The organism is Marinobacter salinisoli (assembly GCF_017301335.1).
GTDB classification, from domain to species: domain Bacteria; phylum Pseudomonadota; class Gammaproteobacteria; order Pseudomonadales; family Oleiphilaceae; genus Marinobacter; species Marinobacter salinisoli.
In genome coordinates this window covers 290475-311901 of the sequence record NZ_CP071247.1, presented here as the reverse complement: position 1 = coordinate 311901, position 21427 = coordinate 290475, and the positions used below count along the sequence as shown (strand labels likewise).

Here is a 21427-nt window from a genome sequence, read left to right as displayed (position 1 = left end):
ATGAAGCTTGTGCGCGCCGCCCAACAGTCACTGAGGCAAGCCGTTGCCGGGATCGCTATCGGTGCGATGTGCCTGCCGGCCAGTGTTGCCGCGCCGGTCACCAGTGTTCAGGATCTGAAATACGGCGCCATCCTGTTTGAGTTCTACCAGCAGAATTACTTCGAGGCGCTGGTGGAGTACGCCTGGGCTGAGGACCATGGTGGTATCGTCAATCACGGTACCTATCCGGAGCTGTTGAAGGGCGGGATCAGCCTGTCCTACGGTCTGGACGCTCAGGCCGAAGACATCTTCAACCGCGTTGCCCGCGAAAACCTGAACGAAGAAACCAGCAACCGGGCCTGGTTTTACCTGGGCAAGATGCAGTATCTCCGTGGCGACGTGAGCGATGCGGCCCGCAACCTTGGCCGTATCCAGGGCGATATGCCGGCGGCGGTGGATGATGAATACCGGTATCTGGCGGCACTGGTCAACGTGAAGCTGGGTTACTTCTCGGCGGGCGAGTCGGTGGCCGATACCATTGATGACGACAGCCCCTTTGCACCCTATTTTTACTTCAATCTGGCGATTGCCTACGGTGGCCAGCAGGAATCCGGCCGGGCAATAGGTGCGCTGGAAAAGGTCATTGAACTGAATGACGGCAGTGAAGAGCTGCGGCGTCTGTCGGATCGGGCGCGCATGGCGCTGTCTTACCTGTACGCCGGCCGCGACGATCACGTCAACGCGGGCATGCAGTTGTCCCGCATCAGTACCAGCGGCGCATACTCCAATCGCGGCCTGCTGGGTGCCAGCTGGATGGCCATCAACGATGGTGAGTTCCGCAACGCCCTCGGTCCGCTGGACGCGCTGACTGACCGCTCCATCGCCCTGCCGGAAGTTCAGGAAGCCATTTTGCTGCAGCCCCACGTGTACGAACAGATGGGACTGAACGGGCGCGCGGCCCAGGGCTTTATCGACGCCGACCAGAAATTCCGTGATGCCCTCGAATGGCTGCAGAAAGCGCGGACCTCCCTGAAGGGCGCGGACGTGCTTGAGCTGTTCGTTCGCAATCTGGATCAGGTGCTGGGTGAAAGCGACTGGTTTGGCGCCGCGCCATCGGTCTCCGTTAACCACCTGTCGCCGTTCCTGGTGGACCTGATGTCCGATCACGCGTTCCAGTCCGTGCTCAAGGACCTTCGCGATCTGTACGCCATCCGCAACAACCTGGAGCGTTGGCAGGATCGGCGTGACGACTTCGAGGTGATTCTGTCAGCCCGCGCCGGCAGCCTGGATGGCGAAAGCCATCGTCAGGGCATGAACCGTCTTGCCCGTTATCTGGAAGAGGCGCGCCAGAGCTATCAGAACCTGGCCAGCCGTGTTACGGGGCAGCCCGAGACCGCCCGTGAGAAGCTGCAGTGGCAGATGGAAGAGCTGGCGTTTGACATTGCCCGTGGCGAGCAGATGCTGGACGCACTGCGCAGCGCCCACTCGGTATCCGAGGGCGACCAGTTCAGCCTGGCGGTGAGCCGGATGATGTCGCAGGTGGATGAGCAGATGACTCAGACCGATGGCCTGATTGCCCACCTGGAAGACGTGATGCTGAACCTGGTCGGAACCGAGCTCGATATTCACGAAGAGCGACTGAAGCAGTATCAGGTGGAAGCGCAGCTGGCCAAGGTCCGGATTCTGGATCGCTCCCTGCAATACCTGGATGGCCCGGCGGAAACCGACGAGGTTGACGCCGACCCTGCGGTTTCCGCACAGCCGGAAGAGGGTGACGACCATGCGATCTAAGGTCCTTCTTCTGAGTCTCTTAGTCGGTGGCTGTGCCAGTTTTAACGACAGCACCACCATCGGCAAGTTGCAGAAGGATTACGAGCCCCTGGCGGATATTCCGCTGCCGCGGGTGATGCACGAAGACGTGCGCGAGGAATACCGCGATCTTCTGAAGACCATTGAGGACCAGAAGCTTCGCGAGCTGATCGAGCGTCGTATTGCCAGCGTGTACATGCTCGAAGGCGACTACAACCAGTTGCTGGGCGTGTTGCCGGGCGACAGCGGTTACTTCCCCGACGCCATTGCCGCGTACAACGATCTGCTCAAGCGCTACCCGGATTCCAAGCAGAACGCCGAAGCCATGTATCAGCTGGCCAAGGCCTACGACCTCGATGGCCGGGACCAGGAAGCGAAAACGGTACTGGAGCAGTTCATCGAGGATCACCCGCACTCCGGACGGCTGGCTGAGGTGTACTTCCGTAAGGGGGATATCCACTTCCGCCATGAGGAGTACGAACAGGCCGAGAAAGCCTACAAGGCGGTGGTGGCGCTGGGCCAGGAGTCGACCTTCCTGAACAACTCCTATTACCTGCTCGGCTGGGCGCAGTACAAGCTGTCGGATTACGACAACAGCCTGATGAACTTCTCCAAAGTGCTGGACCGGCTGGTGCCGGAAGACGGCAAAGTGGAGAAGCTGGATAACGTGAACCGTTCGCTGGTGGATGACACCTTGCGCATCATGAGCGTTGGTCTGGCCTACGCCGGCGGTGCGGCGAAAATCGACAGCATGTTCGCCAACCGCCCCACAGCCGCCAAGTACACCTGGATCCTGTATTCCAGCCTGGGTAAGCACTACCTGGAAAAAGAGCGCTATGAAGACTCTGCGTCTTCGTTCCGTGCCTTCGTCATGCAGAACCCGGATTCCGAGCGCGCCCCCGAAATGCATGCCGACATGATCCGTGCCTACGTCGACGGTGAATTCAACCAGCAGGTGCTGCCGGAGAAAGAAAACTACGTTCGCAACTACGGCATCCGCTCGGAGTTCTGGAACACCAAGTCTGCCGAAACCAAGGCCAAGGTGATTCCCAACCTGAGGGTCTACATCGACGAGCTGGCACGGCACTACCACGCCACCGGTCAGCGGCTGAAGCGTGAGCTGGCCGATGGCACCGTGGCCGCCGGCAAGCAGGCCGCCACCACGGCGGAACAGCGCACCAGTTTCCTGAAGGCGTCGGAATTCTACGGCGAGTACGAGCAGACCTTCCCGAACGATCCGCGCATCCCGGAAATGGTCTACATGCGCGCCGAAGCCGCGTTTGACGGTGAGGACTTCCCGACCGCCATCCGGCACTACGAGCGTAGCGCCTACGAGTTCAAGCATCCGAAGTACGGCCCCGATGCGGGTTACGCCGCAATCATCGCGTACCAGAAAGAAGCGGATCGCCTGAAGGCTACCGTAGGCGAGAGCTCCGAGCAGCTTCGCGCTTGGCGCAGCAAGGGTGTGGACAGCCAGCTGCAGTTTGTTCAGACCTACCGCGACGACGAGCGTTCTGGCTCGGTGCTGGCGAAGACCTCGGAAGAGCTGTTTGCCCTCGGCCGGTATGAAAAAGCGCTGGAAGTGGCCACCAGCATTGTCAGCCGCGCCGGTGACGTTGACCGTGAGCTCAACCGCACCGCCTGGGGCGTGATTGCCCACAGCCAGTACGAACTGGGCCGGCTGGCCGAAGCGGAAGAGGGCTACCGCAACCAGCTGCGTTACATCGATGCCACCGACAAGCAGTACGCGGAAGTCACCGAGCGGATGGCGGTCACCATCTACAAGCAGGGTGAGCAGAAAAAGGCGGCGGGCGACCTGGCCGGCGCCGTGGACCAGTTCCTGCGCATCAAGGCCGTGGCCCCGAACACCGAGGTCCGTGTGATCGCCCAGTTCGATGCCGCCACCCACCTGCTGACCCTGGAAAACTGGGACCCGGCGCTGGCCGAAATGAAGGAACTGCGCAAGCTGTTTCCGACCCACAAGCTGGCGGCCGATCTGCCCAACAAGATTGCCTGGGCCTACGAGCAGGACGAGCAGTGGCTGAACGCTGCCCGCGAGTATGAGTGGATCTACCGCAACGACAAGCGCCCTGACGTACGCCGGGATGCCCTGTTCCTGTCCGCCGAGCTGTACGAGAAGTCGGGCGACGACGAGCAGGCACTGACCTACTTCAAGAAGTGGGCGTTCGACTACGAAGAACCCTTCGACACCCGGATGGAAGCGCGTTATCACACCGCCTACCTGTACAAGCGCCTGGGTGACCTGAACCGCCACCTGTACTGGTTGCGCCGGGTTATTGATGGCCACAACAAGGCCCCGGAAGACTGGCAGACCGGCCGCTCGGCCTGGCTGGCGGCCTGGGCCAACAACGAATACGGCGACTACTGGCGCACCGAGTTTGACCGGGTCCGCCTGCGTCACCCGCTGCAGAAGAGCATTCCGCGCAAGAACGAGAAGTTGAAGAACGCTTTGGACCGGTACAACAAGGCGGCCGAGTACTCGGTGCAGGGTCAGACCAGTCGGGCCACCTTCAATATTGCCGATCTGTACGGCCAGTTTGCCCGGGAACTGATGGACGCCCCGCGGCCCAAGGGGCTGAGCGAGCTTGAGGCCATGCAGTACGAGCTGATTCTGGAAGAGCAGGCGATCCCGTTCGAGGATCTGGCGATCGAAGTGCATCAGGCCAATATCGATCGCTCCTGGGCCGGAGATTTCAATCCCTGGATCGAGCGGAGCTTTGGCGCCATGGCCAAGCTGAACCCGGCTCGGTTTGACAAGCACGAAGCACAGGTGGCTTATGGCGATGGCATTCGTTAAGTCGGTGCGCGCAGGCGCACTCATGTCGGCGGTTCTGCTGTCCGGTTGTGCCGGACTGGGCACCATGACCGGCCCTGAGCCGGCGCCGGAAACAGCAGAAAAGCAGGTTGTGGAATCTGCCCCGGTTGTCGTTCCTGACGTCCAGGGCGAGGCCGACAGCCATCGTTATCTGCCCCAGCAGGGGTATGACGCCGCCGGCAACAAAATTGACTACGCGGCGGAACCAAACCCCTATACCCAGGCGTCTGCTCCGGTAGCCCCGGAGGTGGTGGCCCGTTTTCAAGCGGCCAGCAAGTTGATGGCCGAAGAAAAGAACCGCATGGCACGCAAGGCGTTCGAGGCGATTACCCGGGACTATCCGGAACTGTCCGGACCCTGGGTGAAACTCGGTGAGCTGGCAGAGATCGGCGAGCGTCTGGAACGTGCCGAGAAGTCCTATCGTAAGGCGATCGAGGTAAATCCGGACAACGTCAACGCGTACCTGGCGCTGGCGCTCCTGCAGCGGCGCAACGGGGATTTCGAGGCCTCTCGGGATACCTACGTGGCTGCGCTTGAGCTGTGGAAGGATTATCCGGAAGCGCACCTGAACCTGGCGATTCTGTACGACCTGTACATGAACCAGCCGGTCAATGCGCAGCCACATTTCGAGGCTTATCAGTTCCTGGTGCAGGGTGACCATCCCCAGGTGGCTGACTGGCTGATCGAAATTCGCCGGCGCACGGGCATTGAAACCAGCTTTATCGATAACCCGCCTGCCAAGCCGGAGCCAGCCGCGGACGATGCCGCTGCGGAGCCGGTGGCAGCCGATGCGGTATCGAATGAAGAACCTGTGGAAGAGAAAGGGTAGGAGATCAACATGGCAATTGACCGTTTTCGTTTCCTCGCTTTCACTGCCGCACTGGCCGCGGCGCCTGGCGCCTGGGGCCAGGACGGAATTGACCTGGAGAGCACCTTTGTCGGTGACAAAGAACAGCCGTCGGTCAGTTATTTCATTCCATGGAAGCCACCGGAAGGACCCGAGCGGCTCTATCGATCAATCACCTCGGTGTCAGGCCGGGTGTTTGAAGTAGTGGACCGGGACATTCACTCGAGAACCATGAGGTTCTACGACGAACTTTCTCTGGAAGCGCCCGAAGGCTCGACCAAGTAACTCAATAAACAAACTGAATAACTCGTTTTAGCGACGTGTGGAGTAGCAAGATGAATTTGTACACAAGCATTGTTTCTTTCTTCCAGGAAGGTGGCGCGTTCATGTTCCCGATCGCGCTGGTGCTGATGATCGGTCTGGCCATTGCTGTTGAGCGCTGGTTCTTCCTCAAACGTGCCTACATGGCCAACAAGAGCGCGTACGGTGAACTGCTGCCCCTGATGAAGGAGCACAAGTTTGACGAGGCCGAAAAAGTGGCCCAGGACAACAGCTCCGCCATTGGCCGCCTGATCGCCGTCGCGATCGACACCATGCGTTCTTCTCCGCGTCGTGACGACATCCACGCCGCCATGCAGGAAGGCGTGATGGAAAACATCCCGCGCCTGTCCAAGCGCACCAACTACCTGTCGATCCTGGCCAACGTGTCCACCCTGCTGGGTCTGCTGGGTACCATCATCGGTCTGATCGCCGCCTTTACCGCCGTTGCCAACGCGGATCCGGCGGACAAGGCCACCCTGCTGTCCCAGTCCATCTCGGTGGCGATGAACACCACGGCATTCGGTCTGATCGCCGCGATCCCGCTGCTGCTGATCCACTCCCTGCTGCAGAACAAGACTCTGGAAATCGTTGAAAGTATTGAAATGGCCGGTGTGAAGGCCCTGAACACGATCGTCCGTAACAACCGGAATCTCGTTAACACCCGTGAAAGCGACGCCTGATCGCAGCAGGTAATTCGTTATGTTTTCCAAACGAAGAGAAATGGAAGAGGCGGATATCGACATCACGGCGTTCATGAATCTCATGATCGTGCTGGTGCCGGTACTGCTGATGAGTATGGTGTTCAACCATATCTCCATTCTTGAGCTCAACCTGCCGGATCTGACCGGCGCCCAGACCGCCAGCGCGGAAAAAAACCGGCAGCTGGAAGTGGTGGTGCGCGAATCGGGCATTGAGGTGTATTACCCCAGTGGCAACCTGGTGAAAACCATCGCCAAGAAAGAGGCCACCGACGACAAGGCTGCCCACCACGACTTTGCTCAGCTGTCTGACGTCCTGCAGGAAATCAAGCGCCGCCTGGCGGCCAAGAAGATCGACAAGAAGGACGTGTTGCTGTTGTCCGAAGCGGGTGTGACCTACCAGTCCCTGGTGTCCACCATGGATACCGTTCGTTCGGCCAAGACCGTGGTTGTGGCTGAGGCCGTTGAGGTTGAGCTGTTCCCGGACATCTCGCTGGGCGACGCCCCAAAGAAAGGAGGTAAGTCATGAACGATCGACTGACGTCCTTTGGTTTGCGGGGCAACCGTGATCTGTTTCCCAAGCCGGCCAAGCTGAACCTGGTGTCCCTGATGGACATCTTCACCATCCTGGTGTTCTTCCTGCTGCTGAATTCCGGCAGTAACGAGATCCTCAAGGTCAACGACGTTGTGCTGCCGGACTCCACGGCGGAAGAGCGTCCGAAGGAGACCACCGTGGTCACCATTACCGAGGAAGACATCCTGGTCGACGGCCGACCGGTGGCGACCATCGAAGAGGTGATTGCCTCCAACGGTCTGATCGATGGCCTGATGGAAGAGTTGCGTTTTCAGGCGTCCAAGCGCACCGAGCTGACCGAGCGTGAGAAATCGCTCGGCCGGGCGGTGACGATTCTGGGCGACCAGGAAATCCCGTACGAGCTCCTGAAGCGCGTAATGCTGACCTGTGCCAAGGCGGATTACCGGGATCTCTCCATGGCTGTGTCCCGGATTGCCGGTTCCAGCGGCGCCTGACGGAGGGAAAGAATGACAGCAATAACAGCACAACCCTACGACTTCGAGCTCCCCTGGGACGCAACCGGTGAAGAAGACAGCCGCTTCAAACGCATACTCAAGCGCGCTTTGCTGCTGCTTCTCCTGCTTCTGGTCGTGTTTCCCTGGTTGCCTCTGCCGGAGATCGAGCGGGAGGACAAAGAGCGTGTGCCGCCGAGCCTGGCCAAGGTCCTGATCGAGCAGCGCAAGGTGGCTCCGCCACCGCCGCCGCCCGAGCCGGTAAAGCAGGAGGAGGTCAAGCCCGAAGCCACGAAGAAAGAGGCGGCGCCAAAACCCGCCCCGGCCAAAGAAGTGCAAAAGGCCCGGGAGAAGGTGTCCAAGATGGGCGTCGCGGCGTTCTCCAATGAACTGGCGTCTCTGCGCAGCTCGCTGGATGTGGCCAAATTGCAGGCCCAGAACACCAACGTGAAGACCGGGGCAGCAGCCAAGGCCGCACGTTCGGTTCTGGGGGCAACCTCGGCCACCAAAACCAGTGGCGGCGTGAGCAGCTCGGTGATGAACGATACCGGCAGCGGTACCGAGTTGGCGGCCCACAGTTCAACAGCGGTTGATAGCCCGATTGGCGGCGGCACCGGAGCTGGTGGCGGCGGCAAGGGCGGCGGCTCCAAGAGTTCCACCGTGGCCGGTGGCCGCGACATGGAGTCCATCCGTCGTGTGTTCGAGCAACACAAGGGTGCGATCTACGCACTCTATAACCGCGCATTGCGCAGCGATCCAAGCCTGAAAGGCAAGTTTGTGTTCCACATCGTGATCGAACCCAGCGGCAGCATCTCCAGCATCAAGCTGGTGGAAAGTCAGTTGGGCGACAAGAAGCTGGAGCTGAAATTGCTGGCGCGTATCCAGATGATTTCCTTCGGACCGGAGGACGTCGCGGCGACGCCGGTGAATTACAAGTTTGACTTTATGCCTGGTTAATGGAACCGAAAGGCCAGGCCCAGCGTCTGGTCTTTACGTTCCCGGAAGTGCGGGTAGTAGGGGATGAAAATCATGAAGACAATGCAACGAAAGGTCAGCAGCCTGATGCTGACCGGACTGGTATCGGTAGGCCTGAGCGGTTGCTTTGAAGGCGAACTGAGCAGTAATGACCAGGATATCCTTTCGGATCAGCCTTTCGCCTATGTGGTGAGGGACTATCCGGACATGGGAGAAGCGTCTTCAGTCAATGAGCGACCGCCCCTCGACCCGCGCGCACCCTATGCTTTCGAGCCGGGTGCCCAGCTGATGGTCCGTGATCGCATCGCGCTCAGCTCCGAAGAGCGCGATGTGCTCACCCGCTACTTTGGCGGCAGCGGTTATGACGTCAAAGACCTGGACGTGTCGCCAGACGGCCAGCGTATGGTCTTTGCCGCCCATGGGCCTGCGGGCAACGGCGCCCACAGCAGCTGGAACATCTACGAATACACCTTCGCTACCGGTGAGGTGCGTCGTATCCTCAAGGACGACGATCTGGCCAACCTGGGTCAGGACACCAACCCGGCCTACACCAACGAAGGCACCATTATTTTCTCCTCTTCCCGGCAGCATGCCCGGGGGGACTGGCGTCTGCTGGATCTGCGGGAGTACCTGGACGATTTCAATGAGCCGGCGTCCCTGCTGCACTCCATCCAACCCGATGGCAGCGACCTGACCCAGATCACCTTCGGTTCGTACCACGACATCGAACCAAGCACCATGAACGACGGCCAGATCGTGTTCATCCGCTTTGGCCGGATTTACGAGACCCTGGAAGACTGCACCACCGCCGACATCGACGATCCGGACTTTAACCAGCAGACCAACGGTAATGGCTTTGGTCAGGGCAATGGCGGCAAATTCCCCTCGGGTCTGGAAGAGCCCAAAGAGTGGAATGAACAGGACAAGTGCGTGCTGTCTGTTGAAGGCGAGGCCGGCGAGCGGGTCTTTGTCGAAGACATACTCAGCCTGTACCGCATTACCCCCAGTGGCGGTAACGTGCATCGCTACTTCGGCAGCCTGAGCGAAGAGTTCAGCGACGCCTCGTTTATCCATTACATGGATCCGATCCCGACCGAAGACGGTAACCTGCTGACAGTCATGCGCCACATCCACAACCCGATTTACGGTGGCGACGTGGTGACCATCAACAGCCAGAACTTCTTCGCGGTGGGGCAGCCGGTTGCCGACGGTGTGGTTGGCGAAGCCGAAGAGTCCATGACGCCCGGGCTGGTGAACTTCTACCCGAACCAGGTTTCGCCCTCCGGCTGGTACAGCGCGGTGGCACCCTACGACGATGGCTCTGGCCGCCTTCTGGCGAGCTGGTCCCAGTGCCTGACCAAGCAGGATGCCATTACCGGCGTGTGTGAAGGCTCGTCCACCGTGGATAACCTGAGCGCTCCCCAGTACGGCATCTGGATGCTGGATCCGCAGCAGAATACCCGTCTGCCGGTGGTACAGAGCTACAAGCAGGCGCTGTACACCGATGTGGTCATCGCCGATGAAAACGAACTGGCGCGCCCCTACACCGGGGATCAGCACAACCTCAACCTGGAAGAAAACACCGCAGTGTTCAGTATCCGCAGTATTTACGATCTGGATGGCGCGGACATGGCCGAGCAGTTCGATGGCGGTATCGAAACCCGCCGGGATCCGTCACTGACCCGTCCGGACGACCGCTCCGAACGTTTCATCCGGGTTCTGGGCAAGCGGGAGATCCCGGCGGATCTGGAGCAGGCCATCCTGGCCGATGAGACTTACAACCCGAACGACGGCGTGCGCGAGAACATTTACCTCTGGCCCCTCCTGGGCACCGACAATAAGCGCGCACTTTACGACGTGCTGTCCTACGCCATGGTGGAGCCGGATGGTTCGGCGATGGTGAAGGTGCCGGCCGACACCAGTTTCACCTTTGAAGTGGTAAACAAGCACGGCAAGCGGGTCGATCTGATCGCCGAGGACAATTACAACTACAACTACCTGATGCAGCATCCCCAGTCGCTGCTGCTGGAAGACGGCCAGGTACTCAAGTGCTACGGCTGCCACGATCCGGAACTGGATATTCCCCATGCCCGGACCGATGTCGAGCTGGCTTCCGCCAACCCCGGTGCACCGGGTGATGCTTCGCCGTTCCCGAACGCCAACCCGGAAATCCTGGCCGCTAACTGGAAGGACACCATGGCCGAGGCCCTGGTGAACTCCCTGGGTACGCTGGTCTCCACCGGCGCGGACACCCAGCGCTACGAGGACTACTGGAGCAACCCGCCGGATGAATCGCTGGCCTTTGAAAATACCTATGCCGAGCTGAAAACGAAGGCACCGGTCAACGATCCGTCCTGCCTGACCAACTGGACGCCGGACTGCAAGGCCACCATTAACTATCTGGAGCACATCCAGCCGATCTGGGAAGTGTGCCGGACCAATCCGAATGACAACGATGCGATCACTTCTTGCCAGAACTGTCACCGGGCAGCGGAAACCAAGAGCTGTGCCGCCGGTGGCGGTGGCGGTGGCGCCAGCAACGGGTTGCGGCTTGGCCGCAACAACGCCTCCTGGGATCCGCGTTTTGTCGAGTCTTATGTCGAACTGTTCGAGGCGGATTACTACCTGCGGGAAACCGCGTCCGGCGATTGGGTTGAGGTGGATGAAGCCAACCTCGCCGCGGAATGTCCGGACGGTGTCGACGGTGACCTGACCATCCTGCCGGAGCCCGGAGTGTGTTTCACCCGTCGCCTGATGAGCGCCCGCGGCGCCATCGCCAGTGCCCGCTTCTTCAGCCTGTTCGATAACGATCCGGACGACGATGCCTACGAAGTAGAAACCACCGAGACGGCAACCATTCGCGAGTCCCACAAGGGCATGCTGTCCGACGCCGAACTGCGCCTGATCGCCGAGTGGCTGGACTCGGGTGCGCACATGTACAACGACCCCGATAAGTTCGAGTTTCCGACTCCGTAAGAAAGGTACTGGTTCGTGAGCCTTGCAGTTGAACACACCGACAACATCAATCTGGACTCCCTGAACCTCCCCAGCTTTGACCTGCAGCGTCAGGGCTGGGAAATTCCCCCCCGGGAGCAATGGCGGGTGGACGGCAAGTTCCGCCAGACCCTGCTGCGGAAGAAAACCAGCACCCTGTTCCAGCGTTTCAACGGCCATTACCTGGCGATCAACACCCATCGCCGGAAAAAAGAGCTGCCGCAGCAGGTACTGGACCTGACGTTTGTGGATCCGCAGCCGCGAGAGGTAAAGAACTACCGCTACGGGCTCTGGTTTGCCGCGATCTGTCTGCTGACCATCCCGGCTGCGATCCATTCCCTGGTGCCGTCGTCGCCCGCTTGGCTGCTGGCCCCGATACTGACGGGGCTGCTGTTGATGGTCGGCGCCTGGCGCTGGCGCAACCATTACTTTGAGTTTCGGGCGCTGAACAGCAACGTGGTTCTGTTCCGCGTTGACGCCATGACCAATGAAGAGGCGAGGGTGATCGCGTTTGTTGATGCCGTGTGCAAGGGCATCAACCGGGGGCAAAGCCAGCTGCCGGAAGGCAAAGGGCGCATTCCCCTGGCGGTAGCCGAAATGCGCCGGTTGGCGAAGGAAGGCGTTATTTCGGACGACGATTACGAAACCATCAAGCAGAACTGGTTCCGGCTTTAAGCCGGGGACTGTGCTTCACGGCGTCGTTCAGGCAGAATTCAGAGGGATTCTGGGCTCCCGCTGCATGCGGCAAGCCGGCCAACCTCCGCTCTTCGGCCCGAAGCGACACCATGCCTCAGCCTTCACGTGACATTATCCCGGCCGACTGGCCAACCTGGAGCACCCGCGAACCGCAAGTGATCCGATCACTGCCCGGGGGCTTGACCAATCGCAGTTATTTGCTGGCCGCGGGCGGCGAAAGACTGGTCCTGCGGCTCAATGCCCACGACAGCGCCACCCTGGATATCAACCGTTCGGCAGAAGCGCAGGCGCTGACCTGTGCGAGCCACGCGGGGCTATGCGCTCCGCTTGTCCACTGCGATCCGCAGCACCGCTATCTGGTCACCGAGTTTATCGACGGCGACGCCTGTCAGCCGGATCAACCCGAGCACCTGGAATTACTCGCCAGGCTTACCGCCGATATTCATGCACTGCCCGAGATCCGGGGGCGCCTGGATTACCGACACAAAGCCGAAACTTACTGGCGTGCGGTCGATTCCAGCGCCGAGTTTTATAGCGAGTTGGTCGGCGTGAGGGACCGCGTGGATGATCATCTCGCCGCGGCCGCCCGGCTCTGCGATAGCCTGAGGCTTTGTCACAATGACCTGGTTGCGGGGAATCTGTTGCTCAATCAGCGCAAGGCACTCTGTGCGATAGATTGGGAATACGCGGCCATGGGAGACCCGTTTTTCGATATCGCGCTGATTGTCGAGGAACACCGGTTGGATGAGCGCCAGCAGAACCGCTTTCTCGAACGCTATCTGGCGCGGCCGGTGACCGGTCTGGATCGCGAGCGGGTCTGTCACGGCCGGGTGGTGTATCGCTATCTGAGCCTGCTGTGGTATGCCATTCGGTTAGCCCAGCACCCGGGCCTGCATGTGGCTGACGAAGCCGTTCTCAACGACGCGCTCAGTGCCTTGACCCGACTCCTGTAGCGCAACGCCAACGGCAGCCGGGTCGGCTCTGGTCAAGGCGCGGGATCTGACGGATCAGCCTGTCGCGTGGGCACCCCTTAGCATGGCACGCAGCAATTCTTCCGCATCAAACTTGGTGAGCGCTTCATTGGCGCCGACCTGATTGGCGTAACTCAGGCTCATTTCGCTGTTCAGCGAGGTGTGCAGGATAATGTAGGGCTGCTTCAGGCCGCTGTGATTGCGCACGTTGAACGTTAACTCGTAGCCGTCCAGCCCGGGCATCTCGATATCGCTCACCAGGATGTCGACGGGGCACTCGAGTTCATCGTCCCGCACCAGCATGTGCATGGCTTCATCGCCCTTGGCCGTGACCTGATAGCTCACCCCCAGGTTGTCCAGTGCATCGGAGAGTTGCTTGCGGGCCACGTGAGAGTCGTCCACCAGCAGGATGTTCAGGCGCGCCAGTGCAGCTTGTTCACCGTCTTCCAGCGTAACCACGTCCGGTGCCAGCGACTCCGGGTACACCGTCGCCAGCAGAAGCTCCACATCCAGCAGCTGGATAATGTCTCCGTCGACGTCCAGCAGGCCGGTGATGAAGGCGCGCTTGCCCAGGCTCTTCGGCGGCGGCAGGACCTGTTTCCAGTTTGCCTCGATAATCTGTTCCACGCCGCGGACCAGGAAACCGATTTCCTGGCGCTGGACATCGGCAATGATGATGGAGCCTTGCTGGCGCTCTTCCTGACTCAGCGGCTGCTGGCCAACGGCCGCTGCCATGTCGATCACCGGAACTGTGGAACCCCGGAAACTGGCGGTGCCAATCACCGATGGGTGGCTGTGGGGCAGCCGGTTCAGACGCATGAAGGGCAGGATTTCCCGAATTTTGAGCGTGCCGAAGCCAAAGAGGCGAGTGCCGGAGAGGCGGAACAAGAGCAGTTTCTGGGGCTGTTTGATAGTGCTGGACATACCGCTGGATCCTTTCTGGTACTAACGCTCACGGGTACAGGAGCTTTTACGGGTTGATCATTCGCTGCCATCGTTATCGGCCGGCATCATAAACCCATTAGGCCGGAAATGACTATCCACAGGGTCCCGCCGGTGAACAGGATGCCGAGCAGGGCGAACAGCCCGTCGTCCGCCACCAGGGCAATCCCGAAAAGTGTCAGGGCCAGCCCTCCGCCATTGGCGCTGAATGGCACCAGTTCCATGGCCGGTAGGGCGGCCGCAACCAGCATGCAGATCAGTGCCGTGAGATAGCGCCCGGGCCCGCGCACCAGCCAGGTCAGCCGCTGGCTGGTCCAGCGATCGATAAAGCGTGCCGGCCTGTCCATCCAGTCGAGGCCGTTCTCGAGTTTGTCTCGCGCCAGCTGGCGGTTGGACAACTGCGAGGGTATCCAGATGGCGGGGCGCTGGAACAGCAGCTGGCCGAGAGTCAGCAGCACGAGCAGTCCGAGCAGGGTAGGTACCCCGGGAATGTCACCAATCAGCGGGGCGAGGGTCAGCAGGCCGGCGATGAGCACGACCGGGCCGAACGAGCGCTGGCCCACCGCGTCCAGCAGGTCGCCGATGGAAACCTGCTGCTGGCCCCGAGTATTGTCCCGGAGGCGCTTCAGCAGGTCGGTCAGACTGGCAGGTGTTTGACTCTGGGCCATGGGGCGGTGTCCGTTGTTGTCTCGGGCATGCCCTTCAGCTTAGCGGCACTGGCGTGTCAGGTCATACTGTTTGGCCAGGCGCCGTTTTGACCCAGGCGCTGCCCCGCCGTGGTCTCAGGAGAGGCGTTGCCCCAACATGGAGGTGTAGGCGTTGATGCCGAGGAAGGGCGTGTGTTTGAGATCCCGCATTTTAAGGCCGGCTTGTACCATGTAATGCCGGTAGTCGTAGACCGGGTGAATGGCCGCGCCGGTGGTTGCCCAAAAGATCAGGATGGCGGTGTACCAGTAAGCGTTCTTGAACAGCTTGGCCAGCGGGTTGCCCTGGGGGTAGGCGAAATCACTGATGACGATGTAGCCGTCCTTTCGAGCCAGCTTTTTGAGGTGGTCGAGCACTTCGGGAATCATCTCCCGCGGGAACAGGTTAAAGAAGAAATTGCCGGTCACCATGTCGTACTCGCCGAACTCTTCCACCTTGAAGATATCGGCGTGGATGATGCGCACATCGAGGTCTTTGCCGGTCTTGGCTACCGCGTCCCGGAACTTGCTGAGCATCGCTTCGGACAAATCCACCACGGTCACTTTCGCGCCCCGCTCGGCGGCGTAGATGGCTTCTTTCCCGTGACCGACACCGGCGAAAAGCACTCTGTCACCTGGTTTGAGCCAGGGCTCGTTCAGCATGCTGCACTTGCACTGGTAAATGGAATTGCCAGCAAAGACCCAGCTCAACGCATCGTAAACCGGGCCCATCAGCCAGTATTTGTCCTTGGTCATGCCGTTACCACGCTTATTGTTGTTGTACCGAATCCTGTTGCGGGCGCTCAGGCCGGCGTTGTGTCGGCCACGTCTTCGGTGGCGGTGGTTGTTTGGGCGGGGCGTGGCGGCGTCACTTTACGCTCTTCCAGGCCGTATTGGTTGAGCCCGGCTACGTGAATTTTGGTGAAGTACTCGTGCCAGTCGATCAGCGCCGCATCCACCGGGAACAGGCTCTGGTCGGCCTCTCCCATCTTTGCCGCGAGGGCCATCAGGCGGTCACTGCTGAACACGTAGTTAGGGCTGGTGTAGGTGCTGTAGATGCGCGTGAGTTTGAGGGTGGTTTCTACGGCCTCAAGCGCCTTCGACTTGTTGTTGGCTGTGCGCAGACGCAAGCGGTCGGCGACCGTGAACACACCTCGCAGCACCTGAATCAGGGCCACGAACAGATGCTTATTCACCAGCGTCATCTGCTTTTTTGGCCCCTTTCGGGTCAGGTGCGGGTACTTTTGCCAGTTGTCCTTCACTTCGCCACAGATGGTGGGCACATAGTCACGGACGATCAGCGGATTCTGGGTGCCGCTACAGCTCTGGTAGATGCGCGATTGTCCCGGCTCGCGCAGCGCCTCGGCCACGCTCAGGATGACTGCATTGGCAACCAGATCGGCCGGAATGATATCGACAACGCCCGCTTTGCGGCCGGGAAACAGGGACACCTTGCCCCGTGCGTATGCCAGCAGGATGGCATCGGTCACTTTCACCCCCTCAATCCAGCCCGGCCTGGGCCCCTGCAGGCAGCTTTCGATTACCGATGGCCGCACGATGGTGAGGGTTCTGCCTTTCAGCCGATTCAGCAGAATCTGCTCTCCCAGCCATTTGGTGAAGGTGTAGGTGTCGCCCCAGCCATAGCGGTGTGCTTCGCGCTGGCCCAGCTCTGTGAGGGCTTCCGCGAGTGCCTCTGGCTCGGTAATGCGTTCTTTCAGCGCATCGCATTGTTGTCGCAGGGTCACCAGGGTGCTTTCCACGGCGAAGTGACCGTTGGCATCTCGGGGGATCAGACCGGAGGTGGGTGGCGCCACGCTCTCTGCAATGCTGCCGCGGTTGTAGCCGTTAACGTAGCAGGTGGAAATCTGGATGACCGGGATTTGCCCGGCATCCTCGGCAAAATCCGCAAGGTTATGCAGGCACATGGCGTTGATGGAAAGCGCGGTGTCGAGGGCTTCGCGGAAATTGACCGACGCCGCTGAGTTGATGACCACGTCGACGGATTGCGTCAGTGCCTGGTAGTCATCCTGTTCCATGCCAAAGCGTGGCTGGGTGATCTCCCCGCCGACACACTGAATGCGTTGATCCAGAAAGGTGTTCAGGCGTGCCGGTTCGGTTTCGCGCAGGCGATCGAACACGGAGGAGGTTGCCACTTCGGCGTGAAAGCGGGCCTTGGCGCAGGGGTATTTGCGGTTGCCACGAATCAGCAGCACCAGTTCGCCAAGATCCGGCACGTCCCGAATCAGCTTCTCGAGTATGACCTTGCCCAGGAAGCCGGTGGTTCCCGTCAACAGAATACGTTTGCCCGACAGCGTGGTGCGGGTGAGAGATGGCGCTGGCGACGACGGATGCGATGACTGGTTCGGCTGTGGGGTCATGGAGGGTGCCCGGTCCTTTGGCTGAGGTAATCATTCAAAGCCCGAGCGTACCCGTTTGTTCGCCGTGAAAGCTGGCGGAAGCTCTCAAACCTGGCAATGGCTGGGGCGTCTGATGCCCCAGGTGTGACCACGGTCAGGTTTTGCGCTTGTTACATCTGGTTTCGGGCGGGCAGGCCGGTCGCACTCAGACACCAGGGCTGCGCGGTGCCAGGCTGATAGATCTCAACGTCATCGCCTTCCATGCGGGCCAGGTACAGCCACCGGTTATTCACCAGCTGTCTAACAACCTCGTGCTTGGCCATTACCCGTTCAATCGACGCCCTCGGCGCATTGATCACGACCGTCAGCCGCAGCGGCTCGTGCCGGAACTCTTCGCCATCGTGAATGGATTGCCACGCCAGGCCAATGCGCAGGTCGCCGCCGTTGCCTTCAAACACGCCGAGCCGCCCGCCGACCACGTTATGCAGGGTTTTGTTGCCACTGCCGTAGCGTTGGTTGTCCACGGTGGAGGCGTAGTACTGCATGTTGATCCAGTGGGTGACAACCATCGGCGCGGTCATGATCTGCTCCAGCAGTTCGCCTCCGGGATCGGTGTGATGGTCGTAATCGTGCAGAAAGCTTCGGCCATACAGGGGCAGCCCGCGGGTTCGTGCCCGCGGCGCCACCACAAACGCGGCGTTGTTCGCCAGCCCCCATTCCGGCCGGGTCTGGGCCCAGTCATTGGCGCGCCGTTTCACCGCCTTGTGCAGTTTTTCGGGGCTGTCTTCCAGGTGCTTCAGACCCAGTGCCGATGCCCGTTCCCTGCGGGCCGCCTGCCCGGCAGCGGCAAGCTGATCGGTCAGTGTGCCCAGCTTTGCGGTTAATGCTGCCGGCGTCTCACCGGTATCGAACAGCGTGACCTCATCGGTGGTGGTGTTATGCAGCCCGGCGATGAACCAGGTATCCCCCGGCACATTAATGCCGTTGTGTCGCAGCGCCAGGCGCACCTCGGTATCGTTCAGCAGTGCGGCCAGCGCCCTGGCGTTCACCTCACCGGTTTGGCCGCAGCAGGCACCGCAATCCAGACCAGCCCGCTGGGGGTTGTTTTCGGTCTGGCTTCCGTGGCCCACCAGCAGCACCAGAGGCGCGAAGTCCCGGGTCAGATTCATGCCTTTCAGCACCCGGGTTGCCAAGTCTGTCTTGGCTTCCAGGTCATTACCCAGCGCAGTAATCAGGCTCGGCCTGGCCGTGTGATCGGAGCCTGAGGACCACCCGTGTTCCTTTTTCATCCCGCCAGCACCCGGGGCACTGCGCTTGATCAGTTTGGACACGTAGCCAAGCCCGAGGGTTTCCACCAGGGTAAAGGCCGATGCAGGAACCGAGGTGAATGCGCGCCAGTTCAGACGGTTTTTCAACGATTGCTGACGCTGTTGCACCAGCTGGTCGTCAGCCGCCGGATCGCCGGTCGTGTCCGTAATGTCCAGGGCCGGAGCCAGCAAGCCCGGCAGCTGTGGCCGGCGGGCCTCAGTGCCCAGAGGCCGGTAGCTGATCGGCAGGCCGAAAAAGCCGGCGAACCCCGAGGTCTGGATGTGTTTGGATTGGCCCTCCAGATGACGCCGGAACACCTCTGAGCGCACATCGATACAGAATACCGCCTGAACATCGGGTGAGGTCTGCGACACCGGCTCCGACGGGTGCGCGGCCAGAGCTTGGAAGAGAGTCTGCTGGTAACTGATTTCGTGGGCCCGTTGCCAGAGCTGGCGGATCACGCGATCCGCTCGGTCTTCGGCCTGAAAGTGCTCAAGCCACGCGCTGTGCCAGCGATTGAACACCGATCCCGGATGCCGCTTGCCGTCATCAATCAGGCTTTCCCAGCTCAACCTGATCGCCAGCAGATCGATCAGCGTGTGGTCGTCGCCACCTTCCAGGCGAGCCTGCCAGCGGCGGTAAGCACAGCCTGAGGCCCAGCCACTGATTCGAAGAAGAACCGCCTGCAGGTAGGCCGGCCATTGTTCAGGCTCTGGCGCCAGTTGTTCCAGCGCCTGTTGGATCCGGGTTTCCGGGTCTTCGGCCAGTGCCCGGGCCCTGCGGGGGATGTCTGGCGCCTTCATCAGCAGGGCCACGCTGTGGTCCTGGCTGAGGGTGTGGCGCCAGGCGCTGTACAGCTCCGCGCTCTGATTCGGGTGCCAGTCGGCCTGCTCCCGGTCGAAATAGGCGGCGCAGAACTGGGCGATCTGGTGGGTGATGGTGTCACACCACGCCGGCTCGTGAAGCAGGTCCCGCTGTTGGTCCAGGGCATCGCAAAGCAGCGGTGCCGGAGTGGGTTCCGCACCCGGTTCCTCGAGCGCTTCAATCATTGCCTCAACGCTCAGCGCCGACGACTGCTCGGCAAGGCACTGGTTCAGGTGATCGCGCTGAATAACCCCGGCCTGCCAGAGGTTGCGGTAATAGCGCATCGGCATTGCCATCGGGGAGCCCGCCAATCGATCCAGCGTCGCTGCGACCTCGCTGAACGGCTGGTGTACCTGCTGCCAGTAGGGGTTGACGGCAATCATACGGTCCAGGGGCCAGGTCGGCGCGATGCTGTCACAGGCATGCTGGATGGCCTCGCGCACCTCTGGCTGGATGCTGGGATTGCCCATGGCGGTTGCGGTCATTTGGTGGCTCCCAAGTGTGCCGGATGGCGATTGAACGAGGTTTGTGCCTGCACCGGGCTCAGGCGGGCGGGCCAGAGCTTGAACGTCAGTCGGGTGAAGGTTTCATCCAGATAGAACCCGCAGTACGCCCAGGGGTAGAAGCGTTCGGCGAATTTGCCGTTGGGGAAACAGCGCAGCCAGGTCTGGGCAACGTAGAGGGTGCCGATGGTTGCGAGCACCCAGGCTGTCAGCGGCACCGATGGCTCGGCGGACGCCGGAGTCAGCTCTGCAAACACCAGGTGCCAGAGGAAGTAGAGCTGGGTCAGCGCCAGCACCCGGAATGCGCCCAGGAACAGGTGGAACGGGCCGTTGCCGTATTCCAGCCAGAACAGCGGTGCCAGGCCGAAGGTGACGATCAGCAGTGCGGCTGTCGGTATGTGCAGGGACGGCACCACCAGTTGCCAGAGCGTCACCGTGCCGACAACCAGTGCCGCCGTCACCAGTGGCGCGGCCAGCAGCCAGGGCAAGTGCGATGACTGCCCCAGCCCGGTAAACAGGTCTTTCCGACGCGCTTCATTGACGGTATCGCCGGAACTCAGGAAGGCATAAGCCTTGTAGAGGGAGTGGGCAACCAGATGCAACAGCGCCAGTTCGTATAGCCCCAGCCCGACTTCCATCAGCATGAATCCCATCTGGGCACAGGTCGACCACGCCAGCCGAACCTTGATGCTGATGCGCGTTATCACCACCAGCCCGGCAAGCAGGGCGGTCAGGCCACCGACAATCACCAGCATGAACTGCGCAATCGGCGCAACGCTGATCAGGTCGGCCAGCCGGATCAATACCAGTCCGCCGATGTTCACCACGCCGGCGTGCAGCAGAGCAGATACCGGTGTCGGCGCTTCCATCACCTGAATCAGCCAGCCATGCAACGGCAGCTGGGCGGACTTGAGAATGGCCGCGAGGGCAAACAGGGCTGCGGCGATGTGCAGTTCGGCCGGCAGTTCGGCCATGGCGGCCAGCTGCGTGTTCAGGGTGTCCAGGGTCAGGCTGCCGGTGCTTGCGTAAATCAGCGCCAAAGCAATCAGCAGGGACAGGTCCGCCAGGCGGCTGACGATGAACTTCTTGTGAGCGACGATCTGGGCGGCTTTGCGTTCCCGATAGAAGGTCAGCAGGTAATGCAGGCCGACACTGGTGCCGCACCAGGCCAGCGCGATGGCGGCAAGGTGTTGGCTGTTAACCAGTACACTGACACAGGCCAGGGTGAATATGAGCGCGCGCACGAACCGTGGCTGACCGGGCTCGCCCTGCAGGTAACGGTAGGAGAAACGAATAATGACCCAGCCCAGCAGGGCGACCAGAACGGCGACGGAAAGCCCAAGGGCGTCGTGGCGGGCAGAGCCGCTGTCGAACGGCAACAGAGCCCAGGCTCCGCTCAGTACAGCGGCGAACAGCCCCAGCTGCGCGGTTATCCGGGCTATCCGCCAGTGCCCATGCCCGCAGATGAAAGCCAGTAAACAGCCGGCGATATAGACGCCGGGGAAGAGCCATCCAGTTGATAGGTAGTCCATCGGGTCTGCTTCCGTCGGAAAGGTGGTGATTGAACAGTTCTTATTCTGATGGCTATTCTTTGTTTTTTAAAATATATATAAATGCA

General features: G+C 60.8%; 17 protein-coding genes. 11 read left to right on the top strand and 6 right to left on the bottom strand.

Going from position 1 to position 21427, the window contains the following annotated elements; translation table 11 throughout:
* The 11 genes from LPB19_RS01415 to LPB19_RS01365 all read left to right on the top strand — a co-directional run bounded on the left by LPB19_RS01415 (position 1) and on the right by LPB19_RS01365 (position 13134).
* Positions 1-1770: a tetratricopeptide repeat protein gene (locus LPB19_RS01415; protein WP_206644317.1), complete on the top strand. Its 1770-nt coding sequence runs from the start codon at positions 1-3 to the stop codon at positions 1768-1770.
* Positions 1760-4606 (top strand): tetratricopeptide repeat protein, encoded by a 2847-nt coding sequence (locus LPB19_RS01410; RefSeq protein ID WP_206644316.1) that lies wholly within the window; start codon positions 1760-1762, stop codon positions 4604-4606. The genes LPB19_RS01415 and LPB19_RS01410 overlap by 11 nt, the downstream gene beginning before the upstream one ends.
* Positions 4593-5453, top strand: a complete 861-nt coding sequence (locus tag LPB19_RS01405; RefSeq protein WP_206644315.1) for a tetratricopeptide repeat protein — start codon at positions 4593-4595, stop codon at positions 5451-5453. Before LPB19_RS01410 ends, LPB19_RS01405 begins: the two co-directional genes overlap by 14 nt.
* 9 nt (positions 5454-5462) lie before the next feature.
* Complete coding sequence (locus tag LPB19_RS01400) at positions 5463-5756, top strand: hypothetical protein (RefSeq protein WP_206644314.1); 294 nt, start codon at positions 5463-5465, stop codon at positions 5754-5756.
* A gap of 50 nt (positions 5757-5806) precedes the next feature.
* On the top strand, positions 5807-6472 hold the full coding sequence (locus LPB19_RS01395) for a MotA/TolQ/ExbB proton channel family protein (protein WP_206644313.1): 666 nt from the start codon (positions 5807-5809) through the stop codon (positions 6470-6472).
* A 19-nt stretch (positions 6473-6491) separates the two neighbouring features.
* Complete coding sequence (locus LPB19_RS01390; RefSeq protein ID WP_206644312.1) at positions 6492-7019, top strand: ExbD/TolR family protein; 528 nt, start codon at positions 6492-6494, stop codon at positions 7017-7019.
* Entirely contained in the window at positions 7016-7519 is a 504-nt protein-coding gene (locus tag LPB19_RS01385; RefSeq protein WP_206644311.1) for an ExbD/TolR family protein, read from the top strand. The genes LPB19_RS01390 and LPB19_RS01385 overlap by 4 nt, the downstream gene beginning before the upstream one ends.
* Positions 7520-7531: 12 nt before the next feature.
* Entirely contained in the window at positions 7532-8473 is a 942-nt protein-coding gene (locus tag LPB19_RS01380) for an AgmX/PglI C-terminal domain-containing protein (RefSeq protein ID WP_206644310.1), read from the top strand.
* Positions 8474-8545: 72 nt separating this feature from the next.
* Positions 8546-11467 carry a hypothetical protein gene (locus LPB19_RS01375; RefSeq protein WP_206644309.1) on the top strand — a complete coding sequence of 974 codons (2922 nt, stop codon included), beginning with the start codon at positions 8546-8548 and terminating at the stop codon, positions 11465-11467.
* 15 nt (positions 11468-11482) lie between these two features.
* Positions 11483-12160 (top strand): hypothetical protein, encoded by a 678-nt coding sequence (locus tag LPB19_RS01370; RefSeq protein WP_206644308.1) that lies wholly within the window; start codon positions 11483-11485, stop codon positions 12158-12160.
* Between the two features lie 110 nt (positions 12161-12270).
* Positions 12271-13134 carry a choline/ethanolamine kinase family protein gene (locus LPB19_RS01365; protein WP_206644307.1) on the top strand — a complete coding sequence of 288 codons (864 nt, stop codon included), beginning with the start codon at positions 12271-12273 and terminating at the stop codon, positions 13132-13134.
* A gap of 54 nt (positions 13135-13188) precedes the next feature.
* Here the strand turns inward: LPB19_RS01365 and LPB19_RS01360 are convergent, their stop codons facing one another.
* From LPB19_RS01360 to LPB19_RS01335, 6 genes are all read right to left on the bottom strand, one after another.
* Entirely contained in the window at positions 13189-14076 is an 888-nt protein-coding gene (locus LPB19_RS01360; RefSeq protein WP_206644306.1) for a chemotaxis protein, read from the bottom strand.
* Positions 14077-14162: 86 nt separating this feature from the next.
* The gene (locus LPB19_RS01355; protein WP_206644305.1) at positions 14163-14762 is read right to left on the bottom strand and encodes an exopolysaccharide biosynthesis protein; all 600 of its coding nucleotides are present in this window, start codon (positions 14760-14762) and stop codon (positions 14163-14165) included.
* Between the two features lie 114 nt (positions 14763-14876).
* On the bottom strand, positions 14877-15533 hold the full coding sequence (locus tag LPB19_RS01350; RefSeq protein WP_206644304.1) for a class I SAM-dependent methyltransferase: 657 nt from the start codon (positions 15531-15533) through the stop codon (positions 14877-14879).
* Between the two features lie 47 nt (positions 15534-15580).
* Positions 15581-17155: a fatty acyl-CoA reductase gene (locus LPB19_RS01345; protein ID WP_206644303.1), complete on the bottom strand. Its 1575-nt coding sequence runs from the start codon at positions 17153-17155 to the stop codon at positions 15581-15583.
* Between the two features lie 149 nt (positions 17156-17304).
* Positions 17305-19791: a YbcC family protein gene (locus tag LPB19_RS01340; RefSeq protein WP_206644302.1), complete on the bottom strand. Its 2487-nt coding sequence runs from the start codon at positions 19789-19791 to the stop codon at positions 17305-17307.
* Positions 19788-21341: an NADH-quinone oxidoreductase subunit L gene (locus tag LPB19_RS01335; RefSeq protein WP_206644301.1), complete on the bottom strand. Its 1554-nt coding sequence runs from the start codon at positions 21339-21341 to the stop codon at positions 19788-19790. The genes LPB19_RS01340 and LPB19_RS01335 overlap by 4 nt, the downstream gene beginning before the upstream one ends.
* Between the last annotated feature and the right edge of the window lie 86 nt (positions 21342-21427).